General features: G+C 61.4%; 13 protein-coding genes. 6 read left to right on the top strand and 7 right to left on the bottom strand.

Annotated elements, in window-relative coordinates:
- Positions 1-31: 31 nt before the first annotated feature.
- A complete protein-coding gene (locus J5J10_RS20520; protein ID WP_249117000.1) occupies positions 32-979 on the bottom strand; it encodes an ABC transporter permease in 948 nt (315 codons plus the stop codon).
- Between the two features lie 124 nt (positions 980-1,103).
- Positions 1,104-2,630, bottom strand: coding sequence for a sugar ABC transporter ATP-binding protein (locus tag J5J10_RS20515; RefSeq protein ID WP_211931534.1), 1,527 nt, complete (start codon positions 2,628-2,630; stop codon positions 1,104-1,106).
- A 173-nt stretch (positions 2,631-2,803) separates the two neighbouring features.
- On the opposite strand from J5J10_RS20515, the gene J5J10_RS20510 reads away from it, so the two are divergent.
- A complete protein-coding gene (locus J5J10_RS20510; RefSeq protein ID WP_211931533.1) occupies positions 2,804-3,823 on the top strand; it encodes a LacI family DNA-binding transcriptional regulator in 1,020 nt (339 codons plus the stop codon).
- Between the two features lie 55 nt (positions 3,824-3,878).
- On the opposite strand, the gene xylA is transcribed toward J5J10_RS20510, so the two are convergent.
- The 5 genes from xylA to J5J10_RS20485 all read right to left on the bottom strand — a co-directional run bounded on the left by xylA (position 3,879) and on the right by J5J10_RS20485 (position 10,676).
- On the bottom strand, positions 3,879-5,189 hold the full coding sequence (gene xylA / locus J5J10_RS20505) for a xylose isomerase (RefSeq protein WP_211931532.1): 1,311 nt from the start codon (positions 5,187-5,189) through the stop codon (positions 3,879-3,881).
- 58 nt (positions 5,190-5,247) lie between these two features.
- A complete protein-coding gene (xylB, locus tag J5J10_RS20500) occupies positions 5,248-6,696 on the bottom strand; it encodes a xylulokinase (protein WP_211931531.1) in 1,449 nt (482 codons plus the stop codon).
- A gap of 20 nt (positions 6,697-6,716) precedes the next feature.
- Positions 6,717-7,742, bottom strand: a complete 1,026-nt coding sequence (locus J5J10_RS20495) for a LacI family DNA-binding transcriptional regulator (RefSeq protein ID WP_211931530.1) — start codon at positions 7,740-7,742, stop codon at positions 6,717-6,719.
- Positions 7,743-7,881: 139 nt separating this feature from the next.
- Positions 7,882-9,465 carry a DHA2 family efflux MFS transporter permease subunit gene (locus tag J5J10_RS20490; RefSeq protein ID WP_211931529.1) on the bottom strand — a complete coding sequence of 528 codons (1,584 nt, stop codon included), beginning with the start codon at positions 9,463-9,465 and terminating at the stop codon, positions 7,882-7,884.
- A 26-nt stretch (positions 9,466-9,491) separates the two neighbouring features.
- Positions 9,492-10,676 (bottom strand): HlyD family secretion protein, encoded by a 1,185-nt coding sequence (locus tag J5J10_RS20485; protein WP_208554012.1) that lies wholly within the window; start codon positions 10,674-10,676, stop codon positions 9,492-9,494.
- A 145-nt stretch (positions 10,677-10,821) separates the two neighbouring features.
- On the opposite strand from J5J10_RS20485, the gene J5J10_RS20480 reads away from it, so the two are divergent.
- From J5J10_RS20480 to lysS, 5 genes are all read left to right on the top strand, one after another.
- Positions 10,822-11,502, top strand: a complete 681-nt coding sequence (locus J5J10_RS20480; protein ID WP_211931528.1) for a TetR/AcrR family transcriptional regulator — start codon at positions 10,822-10,824, stop codon at positions 11,500-11,502.
- A 76-nt stretch (positions 11,503-11,578) separates the two neighbouring features.
- On the top strand, positions 11,579-12,340 hold the full coding sequence (locus J5J10_RS20475) for a TerC family protein (protein ID WP_211931527.1): 762 nt from the start codon (positions 11,579-11,581) through the stop codon (positions 12,338-12,340).
- A 129-nt stretch (positions 12,341-12,469) separates the two neighbouring features.
- Positions 12,470-14,239 (top strand): SLC13 family permease, encoded by a 1,770-nt coding sequence (locus J5J10_RS20470; protein ID WP_208554015.1) that lies wholly within the window; start codon positions 12,470-12,472, stop codon positions 14,237-14,239.
- 373 nt (positions 14,240-14,612) lie between these two features.
- Positions 14,613-16,070 (top strand): glutamate--tRNA ligase, encoded by a 1,458-nt coding sequence (gene gltX, locus J5J10_RS20465; RefSeq protein WP_211931526.1) that lies wholly within the window; start codon positions 14,613-14,615, stop codon positions 16,068-16,070.
- Positions 16,071-16,155: 85 nt separating this feature from the next.
- The gene (lysS, locus tag J5J10_RS20460) at positions 16,156-17,649 is read left to right on the top strand and encodes a lysine--tRNA ligase (protein ID WP_211931525.1); all 1,494 of its coding nucleotides are present in this window, start codon (positions 16,156-16,158) and stop codon (positions 17,647-17,649) included.
- Positions 17,650-17,693 lie beyond the last annotated feature (44 nt).

Raw genomic sequence — 17,693 nt, 5'->3', positions numbered from 1 at the left:
GAGACCGGGCGACCCCATGAGCCCGGCCGCCTCACGCTTTGCGCGTCAGCGAGCGCTGGACGAGCATTGCGATGATGATGATCGACCCCTGGATGGCACCGATCAGGTATTCGCTGATGAAATTCGAAAGCAGCATGATGTTGCCGACGAGTTCGAGAATGAACGCGCCGCAGATCGTGCCCCAAACCCGGCCCGCGCCGCCCTTAAGCGCCGTGCCGCCGACGACCACGGCCGTGATCGCCTGCAGCTCCCACAGGATGCCGGTCGTGGCCGATGTGGAGCCGAGGCGCGGGACGTAGAGCAGGACCGCGATCGCCACGCAGAGCCCTTGGATGACGAAGGCTATGGTGCGGACGCGGTCGACGTTTATGCCGGAATAGCGTGCCACCTCGCGACTGGAGCCGACGGCGACGACATGACGGCCGTAGCGGGTCCGGTAGAGCACGAAGGCGGCAACGGCGGTGACGCCGAGGATGACGACGATCGGCACGGGAATCCCGAGGATCGAGCCGAAATAGGCTGGGCGGTACAGGCTCTGCAGTTCCTGCGAACTCAGCGTGATTGCACCGCCCTGTGACAGCCACGTGGTCAGCCCGCGATAGATCCCCATCGTTCCAAGAGTCGCGATGAACGGCTCGATCTTTCCGACCGTGGTGATGAGGCCGTTGAAGAGACCGCAGCCAGCGCCGATGACGACGGCGACCACGATCGATGCCGTCAACATCAAGGAGGGATCGGTGATCACGCCCGAATTCATGAAAAGGATCATGAGGCTGGCAACAAAGGCCACCATCGAGCCGACCGACAGATCGAGATCGCCCGATGAGATCACGAACGTCGCGCCGACGGCGATGATCGCGATGAAGGCGCTGCGGGTCGCGACGTTGGCAAGATTGGTGAGACCGATGAAGTTCGGATTGACCAGCGCTCCGACGATCAGCAGAAGGATCAGCGCCGCGAACGGCGCAACGGCGCGCATATCGACATCGCGCCAGGACCGGCTGCGTTTTGTTGCGACTTCTGCGTCGTTGCCTGCACTGGTATTCACGTTCATCCTCCCGTCGGCCGCCCGGCCGGATATTGTTGTTCAGCTCGCCGGCGTTTCAGCCGATCGCCTGTTTCCTGAGCCCCGCCGCATAGCGCATGATCGTCTGCTCGGAGATTTCCTCTCCCTCCAGCATTCCCACCAGTCGACCCTCGCGCATCACCGCGACACGGGTGCAAAGCCCGATGATCTCCGGCATTTCCGACGAGATCACGATGATCGATCGCCCTTCGCGCGCGAGCGCGGCGATGAAGTGGTAGATCTGCTGTTTGGTTCCGACATCGATGCCGCGCGTCGGCTCGTCGATGATGATGATCTGCGGCTCCGTCTCCATGATTTTCGCCAGCATCAGCTTCTGCTGGTTGCCGCCCGACATACGCCCGACCCGGACATTGTCGTCCCGCACCCGTATGTCGAAGCGGCGCTTGGCGCGCGCCATCGCCTTGGCTTCGCTCGCGGGATCGAGATAACCGCGACGCACATGCTGCCCGAGCGACTGAAGCGTCAGATTGGGCGTCATGCCCTCCCCGAGCAGCAAACCACGTCCCTTGCGATCCTTGGTCATGTAGGCGAGACCCAGATCCGTGGCCGCCTTCAACTGGGAGGACGGAAGGGAGACGCCGTTGACCAGCACCTCGCCCTTCGCGCGCGGCCGCAAGCCGATCACCGCCTCCATCACCTCTGTCCGGCCCGACCCGATGAGACCGGAAAATCCGAGGACCTCGCCTTTTCTCAGATCGAAATTCACATCACGAACATAGCCTGTCGTCAGATCACGCACCGACAGGACGACCGTCTCGTCCACATCCGGCTCATGCTTTCCCGGATAGAGTGTGGAGAGCTCGCGCCCGACCATCAACTGCGCAATCGCCTCGCCATCGAGCAGCGATGTCGGCGCGGTCTTGACCCACTGGCCATCCCGCAGCACCGTGACCCGGTCGCTGAGCTCCATGACCTCGTCGAGCTTGTGGGACACGAAGACGAAGCTGGTTCCGCCAGCCTTCAACTTCCGGACCTGTTCGAACAGCACGTCCGTCTCTTCCCGCGAAAGAACCGCGGTCGGCTCGTCCATGAAGATCACACGCGCATCACGGCTGATCGCCTTTGCGATCTCCACCATCTGCTTGTCGGCGACGGCCAGCGAGCTGATGAGCGCGTCCTCATCGATATTCGTTCCCAGCATATCGAGCACGCGACGCGTCTCCGCCCGCATTGTCTTTCGGTCAAGAACGCCGAAGCGGCTGACCTCCCGCCCGAGAAAAAGACTTTCGGTAACGGTCAGGTGTTCCGCGAGATTGAATTCCTGATGGATCAGAATGATGCCAAGCGCTTCGGCGGCGCTGTTGGCCGGAAGCGATATCGGATTGCCATCAAAAAGGAGACGGCCCGAGGTCGGGCTCTCAAAACCCGACAATATCTTCACGAGGGTGGACTTTCCGGCGCCATTCTCTCCGACCAGCGCATGCACCTCGCCGGGCAGCACATCAAAGTCTACGCTGAAGAGGACCTGAACCTCTCCGAAGCTCTTTGAAACCCGCTCGGCCGCCAGCACGGGAACGCGTGGCGCGCTTCCACCAGTGTCCATGATTTCCTCCCTGCGGCTCCTCGACCGCTTGAGGATTGTGTAAACCTTTACATGCCCAATGTAAAGGTTTACATTTTCAATCATTGTGGATTTTCACGCATCGGACAGCTTCCGCCCGTGCACGAGAGGCACTAGGGTCGCGGACGATTCCCAGCACAGGATAACCACACGCCGTGTCCATCCAGCCGACTGCCACGATCGAGGACGTCGCCCGCCTTGCGGAAGTATCGATCGCGACCGTCAGCCGGGCTATCCACACCCCTGAAAAGGTTGCCAAATCAACACGCCAGCGCGTGAACCAGGCGATTGCGATCACCGGCTACACCACGAATGCGATGGCCCGGTCGCTGCGCATGGGCCGTTCCAACATGATCCTGGTGCTTGCGCCCGACATCGGCGATCCCAACTTTTCGTCGATCCTGATCGGCCTGGAAAACGAGGCCCGTGCACATGGGTATGGCGTGCTGATAGGCCACACTCAGAACGACCCGGAGCGGGGCCTGGAATACCTGAAATTCCTGAACTCCGGACAGGCAGCCGGACTGCTGCTTTTCACCGGTCACGAGCCGTTTGGCGCACGCGAGATGGGACAGCGCCTGCCGCCGACAGTGGCGGTCTTCGAACCGGTGTTCGGAAGTGCGCTTCCTTACGTGGGTGTCGACGATACGGCAGGCGCGCGCAAGGCGGCCGAATACCTGTTGGCCTCAGGCCATCGCTCCATCGCCTTCATCGGCGATTCCAAGACGCGGCTGGGGCATGTCAGACGCCGTAAGGGCTACGACATAGCATTGGAGGCGGCCCGCATCCCCGTCGGCCAACGCATGGTGATCGACGGCGAGGGTACGATCGAAAGCGGCCGGCTGGCCGTTGAACAGCTCTTCATGCGCGACACGCTTCCGACCGCCTTCATGTGCGTCAACGACGCCACCGCGATCGGCGTCATGAACGGTTTGGCCGCCCGAGGCTACGATCTCCCACGGGATTTCTCCGTCATCGGCTTCGACGACGTGCCGCAGGCGACCTACATGACCCCCGCACTGACGACGATCCGCCAGCCCCGATCGGCGATCGGCCGGCAAGCCATGGCACTGTTGCTCGAAACGCTGACGGAACCTCTGGTATCTCCGAAGGAAATCCTGATCATGCCCGATCTCGTGGTGCGCGGATCGGTGACGATGCCAGGCAAGACATAAAGAAAAGGCGGGGTGCTCGCACACCCCGCCTCGCTTTTTGCATCGTGACGACCTGTCAAACGTAGCGGTTGACCACGTTCTCCAGATATTCCTGGCGACCGGACTTCGGCGCCGGATTGATGTTCTCCTTCTCGACCCGCGCCGCGATCTGCTCGAGCGTGTAGTCGCCCTTCAGCATCTTCTGGGCTTCGGGAGCATCCCAGCCGGCATAACGCTCGGCAAGCGGCTTCGACAGCGCCTTGTCCTCGATCATCTTCGCTGCTGCCTTCAGGCCGCGCGCGCAGCAATCCATGCCGCCGATATGGCCGATCAGGAGATCTTCTGCATCGATCGACTGACGGCGCAGCTTGGCGTCGAAGTTCGTGCCACCCGTGGTGAAGCCGCCGGCCTGCAGCACCTGATAGTAGGCGAGCGCCATTTCCGGAACATTGTTCGGGAACTGGTCGGTATCCCAGCCCGACTGGTAGTCGTTGCGGTTCATGTCGATCGAACCAAAGATGCCGAGCGCCGATGCGAGCGCCAGCTCGTGCTCGAACGTGTGGCCGGCGAGGATCGCGTGGCCCTGCTCGATGTTCATCTTCACCTCGTTTTCGAGGCCGTACTTCTTGAGGAAGCCGTAAACCGTCGCCACGTCATAGTCGTACTGGTGCTTGGTCGGCTCCTGCGGCTTCGGCTCGACCAGGATCGTGCCCTTGAAGCCGATCTTGTGCTTGTACTCGACGACCATGTGCAGCATGCGCGCCATCTGGTCGAGTTCGCGCTTCAGGTCGGTGTTCAGCAGCGTCTCGTAACCTTCGCGACCGCCCCATAGCACGTAGTTCTCGCCGCCAAGCTTCATCGTGGCATCCATGCAGGTCTTGATGGTCGCGGCCGAGTAGGCAAAGACGTCGGGGTCGGGATTGGTCGAGGCGCCCGACATGAAGCGGCGGTTCGAGAAGAGGTTCGCCGTGCCCCAGAGCAGCTTGACGCCTGTCTCTTCCTGCTTCTTGGCGAAGTAGTCGACGATCTCGTTGAGGTTCTTCGTGTTCTCCGCGAAGGTCTTGCCTTCCGGACGCACGTCAGCGTCGTGGAAGCAGTAGTAGGGTGCGCCGAGCAGGCTGAACATCTCGAAGGCCACATCTGCCTTGAGCTTCGCCTTGCTCATCTCGTCGCCATACCACGGGCGGTCGAAGGTGCGGCCGCCAAACGGATCGCCGCCCTCCCAGGCGAACGAATGCCAGTAGGCGATCGCGAAACGCAAATGATCTTCCATCCGCTTGCCGAGAACGACTTCATCCGGATTGTAGAACCGGTAGGCCAGCGGATTGGTGCTGTCCGGGCCTTCGTATTTGATCTTCTGCGTCTTGCCGAAGAAACCTGTGCTCATGGGTATTCCCTCCTTTTGGAATAGACGTCAGGCCTCCCGTTGACAGGGAGGCGAAGCTTCAGATGTTTTTGATCGCCGGGTAGAGCGCCCGATAGCGGCCATAGGCCTGCTCGTAAGCGCCTGAAAGGGCCGAGACCGGCTCGATCGTCTCGGCGGTTTCAGGCGCGGTGCAGACGGAAAGCGGATCGGCACCGGTCGCGGCGATGAGACCAAGCCGCGCCGCGCCGAAGGCGGCGCCGAAATCGCCGTCTGCCGGAATGTCGACCGGCATGCCGAGCGCCGTTGCGATCGAGGCCAGCCAGTAGCGCGAGCGCGACCCACCGCCGATGGCGGTGACGCGGTCGATTTGGGTTCCAGCCGATTTCAGGGCCTCAAGGCTGTCGCGGATCGCAAACGTTACGCCTTCGACCACCGCCTGCGTCAACACGGCGCGATCAGAATCATGGCCGAGACCGATAAACGCGCCACGGATCTTCGCATCGTTGTGCGGCGTACGCTCGCCGGAGAGATAGGGAAGGAAGGTTACGCCGCTTGGTCCCTTCAACGTATCGCCGAGCTCAGCGGTCAGTTCCGCCGCCGACTTGCCGGTGACGTGCGAATGCCAGTTGAGCGCATCCGTGGCGGACAGGATAACACCCATCTGGTGCCAGGTTTTGGGGAGCGCGTGGCAGAAGGCATGCACAGCGCTCTCGGGCTTCGGCAGGTAGGAACCGTTGGCTGCGAACAGCACACCTGACGTGCCGAGCGACACGAAAGCCTGCCCCTCGGCGACCGTGCCCATGCCGCAGGCCGACGCCGCATTATCCCCTGCCCCGCCAGCAACGACGACGCCGGGCGCCATGCCCCATTCGGCCGCGAGATCGGCCCTCAGGCCGCCGGCAGCCTCCGTCCCCTCGACCAGAGCGGGCATCTGCTTGTCCGTGAGGTTGGTCTTTTCCAGAAGCTCGCTGGACCACTGCCGTTTGCCGGTATCGAGCCACGAGGTGCCTGCCGAATCCGACATCTCCGACAGGTATTCGCCCGTGAGCCAGAACCGCAGATAATCCTTCGGCAGCAGCACCTTCGCGATCTTGGCGAACACATCAGGCTCGTAGCGGGCGACCCAGACCAGCTTCGGCGCGGTGAAGCCCGGGAAGACAATGTTGCCGGTGATCGCTCTGAAAGCCGGATCGGCATCGAGTTCCGCCGCTTCGACATGGCTGCGGGTGTCGTTCCAGAGGATGCATGGCCGCAGCACGTCACCGTTTTCGCCGACGAGCGTCGCCCCGTGCATATGCCCTGAAAGACCGATACCCCTGACGGCAGCCAGTTCCTTGCCGAACTTCACCTTGAGGTTCGCGACCGCTTCCTTTGTCGCCCGAACCCAATGGGCAGGGTCCTGTTCGGACCAGCCGGAATGCGGACGGCTGACGTCGAGGGCCGCATGCCCGACGCCGATGACCTTCTGGTCGCCGTCGATCAGCATGGCCTTCACACCGGAAGTGCCGAGATCCAATCCCAGATACATGTTTCGCTCCCTTCCGCCTCTCAGGGCAGGTTGTCTTTCAGGAATATGTCGAGACGGATGCGCTCCTGTGCCTCGACGATCGGTTGTTTGTCGGCCTTGGCCTTGAGCACACGAATGGCGCTTCTGACTTCGTGCCCAGGATCCTGGTTCAGCACTGCGTCGATCAGCCCGAGTTGCAGCGCTTTACGCGTCGTGCCGGTCAATTCATGGGCGATCGTGAAAATGTGCGTTTCCGCCGATCGCCGCTCTAGCGCCCGAACCAGGCCACGATTGCCGGCGCCAAGACTGTAGATGCCCAGAACGTCCGGATGATGTCTAAGCGCGTTGGTGACGAGGTCTTCAGCGATCTTCGGATCGTCCCGTCCCTCGAGAACCGGCAGCACCGAAAGCGATGGAAAGTCCGAGGCGACGACGCTCTGAAAGCCCTCAAGCCGCTCGCGATGGTCCCGCACCAGCATCGAACCCGCAAGCACTAAGAGCGATCCCTGGCGTCCGCCGGCAAAGCGTCCAAGCAGGCTTGCCGCGGTTCGGCCTGCGGAGATGTTGTCGATACCGGCGTAATGCTGCCTTTGTGATGTCGGAAGGTCCGACACGAGCGTCACCACCGGAATCCCGTCCTCGACGAGGCGGTTGATGGCATCTGCGACTTCAGGTGCGTCGACGGCGACCAATGCTACTCCCGAAGGTCCGTCTGCCCTCACGTTCTCGATTGCCCTGGCGAGCGCCGCTGCATCGAAAGCAGGAACGTCGACCACGCGCAGGTCGAGCCGGTCGATGGCGCCCCGCTTGGCGACCTCCTCGACCTCTCGGCGAAGCGCCACCATGAAGGAGTTATCGCTGGTCGGAACGATGAAAACGAAGGGATAGAGCCTGCTCTTGGCGAGATTGGCCGCGGCCACGTCCCGTACATATCCAAGTTCGACGATCGCGTTTTCCACCCTGTCACGGGTGACGCCACGTACGCCGGGACGCCGGTTGAGGACGCGGTCCACCGTGGCGAGGCTCACGCCGGCATGGGCGGCAATGTCGTGGACGGTGGGCTTCATTGTTCCTCCGGCAGCACCCCTATCCGAATTTCTGAGGTACGTAAATCAGAAATCGTCACGCAGAGTTCGAAAGCCGGAAAAGAAAACGCCGCCCCGTTGAAACGGAGCGGCGCGAGGCGGACACGGGCGGTGGATCAGGTCAGTGTCCGGAACCTGCGGGGGCCGCAGCAGCGGGCTTCTTGATCATGAGAACGAGAACGATGAGTCCCGCGAACAGGAACGTCAGCCCCATGAACACATCCATAAAGGACAAAAGCCAGGACTGCTGCGTGACAATGCCCGAAAGCTTCTTGATGGCGGTGACGCTGCCGTCCAGGCCGTAACTGTCATAGTTGGCGCCAACGCTGTTCAGCCAGTCGAGCGCGGAACGGTTGCTCCAGCTCACATGCTCGGAGAGCCGCGCGTAATGTTCGTCGGTCCTCTGGGTGAGCACGGTGTTGATGATCGCAAGACCGACGGCGCCGCCAAGGTTGCGCGTCAGATTGAAGAGGCCCGAGGCGTTCTTGATGCGATCGGGAGGCAAGGTGCCGAGTGCGATATTGTTAATCGGAACCATGCAGATCATCAGCGAGCAGCCACGCAGGATCTGCGGCACCAGCAGTTCGTAGAAATCCCAGTCGGCGGTGATGCCGGTCATCATGTAGGTACCGAGGGCAAACCCCGCGAAACCCATCATCATCATGACGCGAGGGTCGAGCTTGCTCGACAGCATGCCGGCGACGGGCGCGGTCATGAACATCGCCGCGCCTGAAACGAACATGGTCTCGCCGATCATCAGGGAATCGTAACCGCGGATGCGCCCGAGATAGAGCGGATAGAGGTAGGTCAGCCCGTAGAGCCCGACACCCATGATGAAGGAGAACAGCGAGCCAAAGGCGAAGTTTCGGTTCGCGAATGCCCTAAGGTCAACGACCGGAAAGTCCACCTTGAAGACCCGGTAGAAGAAGATCAGTCCGCCGACCAGCATGATGACGGTTCCGATCACGATGTGCTCGTCGCTGAACCAGTCTTTGTTGTTGCCCTCCTCCAGCACGTATTCCAGCGTGCCGAGGAAAAGCGCCATGGACGCAAGTCCCCACCAGTCGAACTTCTTGAACAGCGACCAGTCAGGCTTGTCGAAGTCGATAAGGCGCCAGGTCACGGCCGTCACGATAATGCCGGGGATGACATTGATCAGGAACAGCCAGTGCCAGGACATCGCATGGCTGATGTAGCCGCCGATGGTGGGACCGACCGTCGGCGCCAGCGTGGCGACGAGACCGATGATCGGCGAAACGACGTTTCGCTTCGACGGCGGGAAAATGGTGAAGGCGGCCGCGAACACCGACGGGATCATGCCGCCGCCAATGAAACCCTGCAGCGCGCGGTAGACGATCATCTGATCGATGCTGGTCGCCGTCGCGGCAAGTGCGCTGGCGAGCGTGAAGCCGGCAGCCGACACCGAGAACATCACGCGCGTCGAGACAATACGCGCAAGGGCGCCCGACAGCGGGATCATGATGACCTCGGCAATGAGGTAGGAAGTCTGCACCCAGGAGACCTCTTCCGAGCCGGCCCCAAGTCCGGCCTGGATCTCGGCCAGAGAGGCCGAAACGATCTGGATGTCGAGGATCGACATGAACATCCCGAACACCATCGCGAAAAACGCGATGACCCTCTTCGGATCCATGCGTTCGGCGTTGTGAGCGCCGGCAACCGGCGCCGCTGTCACTGATCCAGCCATGATCGAACCCGCCTTTCTCCGACGGTTTACTTGGCCGCGAGCGCGGCGCCGGCGGGAGCGGTGCGGGTATCGACATCGACGACGACCGACAGGCCCGCCCTCAGATGTCCTCCATCCAGCGCATCCTGCGGGATCGCGATCCGCACGGGCACGCGCTGCACGACCTTGGTGAAATTGCCCGTGGCATTTTCGGCAGGAAGCATGGAGAAGACCGAGCCGGACGCCGGAGCGATCGACGTCACCGTACCCACCAGCGGATCATCGCCAAAGGCATCCACATGGATATTGACCTTGGAGCCCGGCTCCAGGTGAGCGATCTGCGTCTCCTTGAAATTCGCCTCGATATAGAGATCCCGAACAGGAACCAGCGCCGCAAGACGCTTTCCCGTCGAGACGAGATCGCCGGTCTGAACGGCCAGATTGCCGACAACACCATCGTAGGGAGCCTTCAGGACGGTGAAGTCGAGATCGCGTTGCGCCTTCTGGAGCGCGAGTTCGGCAGAGCGGATGCTCGCATCGGCCTCAGCGCGCTGCGCCTTGAGCACCGAAATCTGCGCATCCGCGGCAGCGATGTTCGCATCCGCCGCAGCCATATTGGCCTCAGCCTGTTCGAACTGCGTGCGGGCGCTGTCGAGATCGGCAGTGGAGACGACGTTTTGCGCCTGAAGACCGGTCACGCGCTTGAGCGAGAGGCGAGCGAGGTCGAGGCTCGCGGAGGATGACTGCTGCTGTGCCTTTGCCTGCAGCAGGCTGGCTTCCGCACCCTTGATCTGTGCGTCAATGCGATCGAGCGCAAGATGCTGGCTCTTCAACTGCGCCTCGGCTTGATCGACGGCGATGCGGTAATCCCCGTCATCGAGAACGACGAGCGGTTCGCCGGCCTTGACGACCTGGTTGTCGCTCACCCTCACCGAAGCAACATAACCAGAGACCTTCGGTGAAATGATCGCGATATCGCCTTCTATGTAAGCATCCTCGGTCGACACCATGAAGCGGCCATCGGTCCACCACTGATAGCCGTACCAGCCTCCCGCCGCGAGCAGCGCCGCGACGATGACCGGCAAGACCGGAGAACGACGCTTTTTCGGAGGGGCCGTGTCCACGGATGCGGCAGCTGCCGGAGCAGGCGCCTCGCTCCGGACGTCGATGACCTCCGCTTCCTCATCATTGGAAAGCGAACGAACTGCACCTGTTCTCTGTGAGCCTGACATGGAATTGGACCGTCTTGGTGAACTGAAGATAATCGAACTGAACCGTTCGGTTCGATTTGACATAGAGCGTTTTATCCCCCATATCAAGGGCAATCGAACCGCGCGGTTCGATAAAGTTAACATTTTGAGGCTAACGGCCAGATCGATGGTGAAGACAAACGACATAGCTCAGCAAAGCGCCGACAATGGTCTCGGCACACCAGCCACGCGGTTTGCGGCCGGCGCCGATCCTGCGAAGCGTGAACAGATCATCGACGGCGCGCGCCGCGTATTCATGAAACTCGGCTTCGATGCCGCGAGCATGAACGATGTGACGCGCGAAGCCGGCGTCTCCAAGGGCACGATCTATGTCTATTTCTCCAGCAAGGAAGAACTGTTTGCCGCCTTGGTCGACCGGGAAAAGACGCGCTTTGCGGAATCGCTTCGCGATGTCATGGCCGGCACGAACGACGCCGCCGACGGTCTCGAACGGTTCGCCCGCGCGTTCGTCCAACAGGTGACCGGGAGCGACATGGTGCCGGCTATGCGCACCGTTCTCGGAGTGGTCGATCGCATGCCCGGCCTGTGTCGCCGGTTTTTTGCCACCACGCCCAACAACGCCAAGGCGGTCCTGGAACAATTCCTGGCACGCCAGGTGGCGATCGGCGCCCTGGTTATCCCCGATATCGAACTTGCAGCCCGCCAGTTCATCGACCTGTCGACCGGAACCTTTTTCAAGCTGCGGCTTTTTGACGACATCAAGGGGCCGCCTGCTGCAGAGGAAGTCGACAGGGTCGTAATGAGCGCCGTCTCGATGTTCTTGAAGACCTATCGAGCGGGTTCCTGAACCGGACGTCGATCATCTTTGCGCCTGGCACGTTCCATGATATCGCCTTGCCACCGCAAACCCCGGATCGCCCTACATGCAGGACATAATCCTCCTCCTTCAGAGCCCCGAGGCCTGGATCGCACTCGTGACGCTCATCGTCATGGAAGTCGTTCTCGGCATCGACAATCTCATTTTCATTTCGATCCTCACGAACAAGCTGCCGGAAAACCAGCGTGAACGCGCTCGCCGCATCGGCATCGGACTCGCCCTCGTCATGCGGCTCGGCCTGCTCGGAACGGTCGCCTGGATCGTGCAGCTGACAACACCGGTCTTCACGATCTTCGACCATGGCTTCTCCTGGAAGGACATGATTCTGATCGCCGGCGGCCTGTTCCTCGTGTGGAAGGCGACGAAGGAAATCCACCACAACGTCGATCCCGTCGACCACAAGGAAGACATGGTCGGCGGCGGCGCTGCGATCAACAACTTCGCGTCCGCCATTGGCCAGATCCTGTTGCTCGACCTTGTGTTCTCGATCGACAGCATCATCACCGCCGTCGGCATGACACCGCACCTGCCGATCATGATCGTCGCCGTCATAGTGGCCGTGACCGTGATGCTGGTGGCAGCCACACCGCTCGCGAACTTCATCGAGAAGAATCCGACGATCGTCATGCTGGCGCTTGCCTTCCTGCTGATGATCGGGACGACCCTGATCGCCGAAGGCATGGGGTTCCACGTTCCAAAGGGCTACATTTATGCCGCCATGGCGTTCTCCGCCCTCGTGGAAGTGCTGAATATGTTTGCCAGACGAAAGCGAAAGAAAGACGCGAGCACGGGCGTTGCGAGCCACTGATCCGGACAATGGAAGGCCTTCCCCAGCGAAGGCCTTCTTTTATTGGGTTGCCTGTTTGCTCGCAGTCACTATGAAATCGGTGGAGAGCGATTTGCATATCCGGTCCACAACCCAGTTTTCGGGAGCAAGATGACCTACGAGCAGAGTCTGGCCTTCATCCTGCTGTCCCTGATGATGGCGGCATTCCTCTGGGAAAAGTTTCGCTACGACGTGGTCGCCTGTGTGGCACTGGTTGCCGCGGTCACGCTTGGCCTCGTGCCGGTTAACAAGGCTTTCTCCGGCTTCTCGGACGATCTGGTGATCATCGTCGGAAGCGCACTGATCGTCAGCGCGGGGGTTGCGAGATCAGGCGTTGTCGATCTGGCGATCAAGCGATTTTTCCCGGCTCTGTCGTCTTTGCGTGGCCAGATGCTTCTTCTTCTCGTGAGTGTGACCGTCTTGTCGGCATTCATCAAGAATATCGGCGCCCTGGCGATCATGATGCCGGTCGCCTTCCAGTTCGCTCGCCGCTCGGGGGTGACAGCCTCCGTATTCCTGATGCCCATGTCGTTCGGCGCGCTTCTCGGTGGGCTGATGACGCAGATCGGCACCTCGCCGAACATCGCCGTTTCGAAACTCCGACAGGAAATAACGGGACAGCCGTTCACGATGTTCGACTTTACACCCGTCGGCGCGACACTGGCGGTGGCTGGCATCGTGTTCCTGATCTTCTTCTATTGGCTCGTGCCGCGCCGCGAAAACCAGAACCCTTCATTGCAGGAGGCGCTGGAGGCATCGGCATTCGCAACGGAAGTCGTGGTGACAAGGCAGTCGTCGTCTGCGGACAAGACCCTTCACGACCTGCTCCAATTGGGCGGTGGAGACGTGACCGCAACTGCCGTGCTTCGCGGCGATACGCGGCTCTCGCCATTTGCAGACATCCTCCTGCGCGAGGACGACGTCATTCTGCTCAATGGACCTTCGGAAGCGTTGGACAGGATCGTGTCGCAAGGCAATCTGGCCTTCAGCGGTGACACGACGGTGGGGCGGAAGAAAAGGGGCGACATCTCCTCGGTGGAAGCCGTGATAGGCCGGGGCTCCCCCCTGATCGGGCAGACCGCGAAAGAGCTTTCCCTCGTCCACACCTTCGGCGTCAACCTCCTCGCGGTCAGTCGCCAGGGCAAGCGCATCAACGAGCGGCTGGGCGAACTGACGCTGAGATCGGGCGATGTCGTTCTCTTGCAGGGCCTGCGTCAGCAGATGCCCTCGATCCTGACCGAACTCGGCTGCCTGCCGCTGGCCGAGCGCGAGATCCTTCTCGGAACGGACCGGAACATTCTCATTCCGCTGGTTATCCTTGCAATTGCTATGGGAGCGACAGCAGTTGGCCTCGCGCCAGTGGCCATCGCATTCTTCGCCGCCGCCCTCGCCATGGTCGCCTTTGGTGTAGTCCCCGTCAGTGAAGTCTACCGGGCCGTGGATGGCCCCATCCTTGTCATGCTGGCCGCACTGATACCCGTCGCCGACACGCTCCGGACAACCGGCGGCAGCGACCTGATTGCCGGTTGGCTCAACATGATCGCAGGCGACCTGCCCGCGTGGGGCGCCGTCGGCCTCATCCTCATAACGGCGATGGCCGTGACGCCTTTCCTCAACAACGCCGCCACTGTTCTCGTCATGGCGCCGATCGCGGCGAGCTTCGCGAGCGGACTCGGATACAATCCTGAAGCATTTCTGATGGCCGTCGCCATTGGTGCAGGCTGCGATTTCCTCACGCCCATCGGGCACCAGTGCAATACGCTGGTGATGGGACCGGGTGGATACAGGTTTTCCGATTACGCCCGGCTCGGCTTCCCGCTATCCGTCCTTATTGTCCTGGTCGCGGTGCCGGCACTGCTGATCGTCTGGCCGTTGAACTGAATGGGATGAAACGTCGGTCGGACGGGTGGGGAGCTCGACTGCCACTTCGTTGGCCATGGCGAGAAACCGGAAAAACCGCCATGTTCTCCATCTCCGTCGCGTCCGGTTGACACGACCGACATTCCGTTTGGAAAACGAGCACGGTCAGCTTTGGTTCCGCGTCTTGCGCAATGCCGAGGCCAGCGGCACTTGCCCTGACAATCCGGCACTTTCCCTTGACGTGTTCCCATGAATATGGCCTAAGGCCAACCGGATGGGAAAACCCGCCATCGGCGATAGCCGACGTATGTTTTTCCCGCTTTCAGTCACATCTCGCTGATCCTCGCGACAAGCCTGCGATCACGGCCACGTTAATCAGTACGGGCATTTTCCTATGAGCACATCAGGCGTCCGCGTCCGCATCGCACCCTCCCCGACCGGCGAACCCCATGTCGGGACCGCCTACATCGCGCTGTTCAACTATCTCTTCGCCAGGAAATTCGGCGGCGAGTTCATCCTGCGCATCGAGGACACCGACGCGACCCGCTCGACCGCAGAGTTCGAGCAGAAGGTGCTTGACGCGCTGAAGTGGACGGGTCTCACCTGGTCTGAAGGCCCTGATGTCGGGGGCCCCTACGGTCCCTATCGCCAGTCCGAGCGCAAGGATATCTACCGCCCCTTCGTAGAGCAGATGGTGCGCGACGGCGGTGCCTTCCGCTGTTTCTGCACGCCGGAGCGGCTGGAAGCTATGCGCGAGGCCCAGCGTGCAGCCGGCAAGCCCCCGGGTTATGACGGGCATTGCCTAAACCTGAAGGCCGAAGAAGTGACAGCCCGCATGGAAGCCGGCGAACCCTCCGTCGTGCGCCTGAAGGTGCCGACGGAAGGCTCCTGCGATTTCCACGACGGCGTCTATGGCGACGTGTCGATCCCGTGGGAAAGCGTCGACATGCAGGTCCTCCTAAAGGCCGACGGCATGCCGACCTACCACATGGCGAATGTCGTCGACGACCACCTGATGAAGATCACCCACGTCGCGCGCGGCGAGGAGTGGCTGGCTTCGGTGCCGAAGCACATCCTGATCTATCGACATCTCGGCCTCGAGCCGCCAAAGTTCATGCACCTGTCGCTGATGCGCAATCACGACAAGTCGAAGCTATCGAAGCGCAAGAACCCGACCTCGATCTCCTACTACTCGGCCCTCGGCTACCTGCCGGAAGCGCTGATGAACTTCCTCGGCCTGTTCTTCATCCAGATCGCCGAAGGCGAGGAACTGCTGTCGATGGAAGAGCTGATCGAGAAGTTCGACCCCGACCATCTTAACAAGGCCGGCGCGATCTTCGACATCCAGAAGCTCGATTGGCTAAACGGCCGCTGGCTGCGCGAGAAGCTGACACCGGAAGACTTCGTCGCCCGCACGCTCGACTGGGCACAAGAGAACGACCGACTGGTCGAAGGCCTGAAGCTCGCCCAGAGCCGCGTCACCAAGCTCGGCGAACTGCCGCCGCTCGCAGGCTTCCTGCTCGCCAACGATGTGGGCCTCACCCCCGCCTCCTTCGGCGGCTTGAAGACCAGCCCAGCCGAGACGCTCGATATCGTCACGACCGTTCAGGCGGATCTCGAAAAGATCCTCGAATGGAATGTCACGACCATCGAGGAAGAGCTGCGCGCGATTTCCGAGCGCATGGGCAAGAAGCTCCGCGTCGTCACCCCGCCGCTCTTCGTCGCCGTGTCAGGCAGCCAGCGTTCGCTGCCGCTGTTTGACTCAATGGCGCTGCTCGGCCGCTCGGTCGTGCGACAGCGGTTGAAGGTGGCGATCCAGGTGCTGACGTCGATGGCAGGCGCCCAGAACTGAGCAAGGCCCTCCCCCGCCCGGGAGGAGCCAAATGCGCCGCCAGCCGGCGAACCGAAACGAATTGAGCCCTCAAAGGCAACACACGATGACCGAACAGAAGACCGAAACCGCCCTCTCCTCCGACCCGACGGAAGTCCGCCGCCAGAAGCTCGACCAGCTGCGCAAGACCGTCGGCGACGTCTATCCGGCGCATTTCCACCGTACGCTGACGAATGCGGAGTTCGCCGAGAAATACGCCGGTCTTGAGCCGGATCAGGAGTCGGACGACATCGTCACGGTCGCCGGCCGCGTCTATTCATCGCGCAACTCAGGCATGTTCATGGATATCCATGACGCCTCGGGCAAGATCCAGATCTTCTCCCACAAGGACACCACCCCGGAGGAAGCGCGCGCGCTTCTACCGATGATCGACCTCGGTGACATCATCGGCGTCAAGGGCCAGGTGCGTCGCACCAAGCGTGGCGAGCTGACCATCAACGCGCATGAAATCACCATGCTGACCAAGACGCTGCTCCCCATGCCGGAGAAGTATCATGGCCTCGCCGACATCGAGCTGCGCTATCGCAAACGTCACCTTGATATCCTAAGCAACGAGGAATCCAAGCTGCGCTTCCAGCAGCGCTCTAAGATCGTCTCCGGCATTCGACGCTTCATGGAAGGCGAAGGCTTCCTCGAGGTCGAGACGCCGATGCTGCAGACCGTCTACGGCGGCGCCACGGCTGAGCCGTTCAAGACGCACCACAACACGCTGAAGATGGACATGTACCTGCGCATCGCGCCGGAACTGTTTTTGAAGCGCACGCTCGTGTCCGGCCTGTCGGACAAGGTGTTCGAGGTCAACCGCAACTTCCGCAACGAAGGCGTGTCGACCCGTCACAATCCCGAATTCACCATGATGGAATGCTACTGGGCCTATGCCGACTACGAGGACATCATGGGCCTTGTCGAGCGCATGTTCGAGACGCTTGCCGTCACGATCCACGGTTCGAGCGACGTCACCTATGGCGACAAGACGCTCTCTTTCAAGGGTCCCTTCAAGCGCGTGCCGATGCCAGACGCCGTCAAGGAAGCGACTGGCATCGACTTCCTTGCGATCAAGACCGATGAGGAAGCCCGCGCCGCCGCCAAGGCTGCCGGCTTTGCCGTCGAGAAGGATTGGACCTGGGGCGAATGCCTCGCTTTCATCTTCGAGGAAAAGGTCGAGGGCACGCTGATCCAGCCGAGCCACGTCACGCATTTCCCGAAGGACATCTCGCCCTTTGCCAAGGAAGTGCCGGGCGAACCGCGCCTCGTCGAGCGCTTCGAAACCTATTGCAACGCCTGGGAAGTCGGCAACGCCTTCTCCGAACTGAACGACCCGGAAGAACAGCGCAGGCGCATGGTTGAGCAGCTCGAACAGGCCCATTCGCGCGGCGAGAAGGACAAGCAGCTCGACGACGAGTTCCTCGATGCGATCGACCAGGGCATGCCGCCCGCGGGTGGCCTCGGCATCGGCGTCGACCGCCTGATCATGCTCTTGACCAACGCCCCGTCGATCCGCGACGTCATCCTCTTCCCGGCCCGACGCAACCGCGATTGAGGCGGAAAAGACTGCAGACTGTCACGATGACGGCGGCCTTTCGG

Source organism: Ciceribacter sp. L1K23, assembly GCF_018122705.1.
Lineage (GTDB): Bacteria > Pseudomonadota > Alphaproteobacteria > Rhizobiales > Rhizobiaceae > Allorhizobium.
This window is presented reverse-complemented; position numbering and strand designations above follow the sequence as displayed.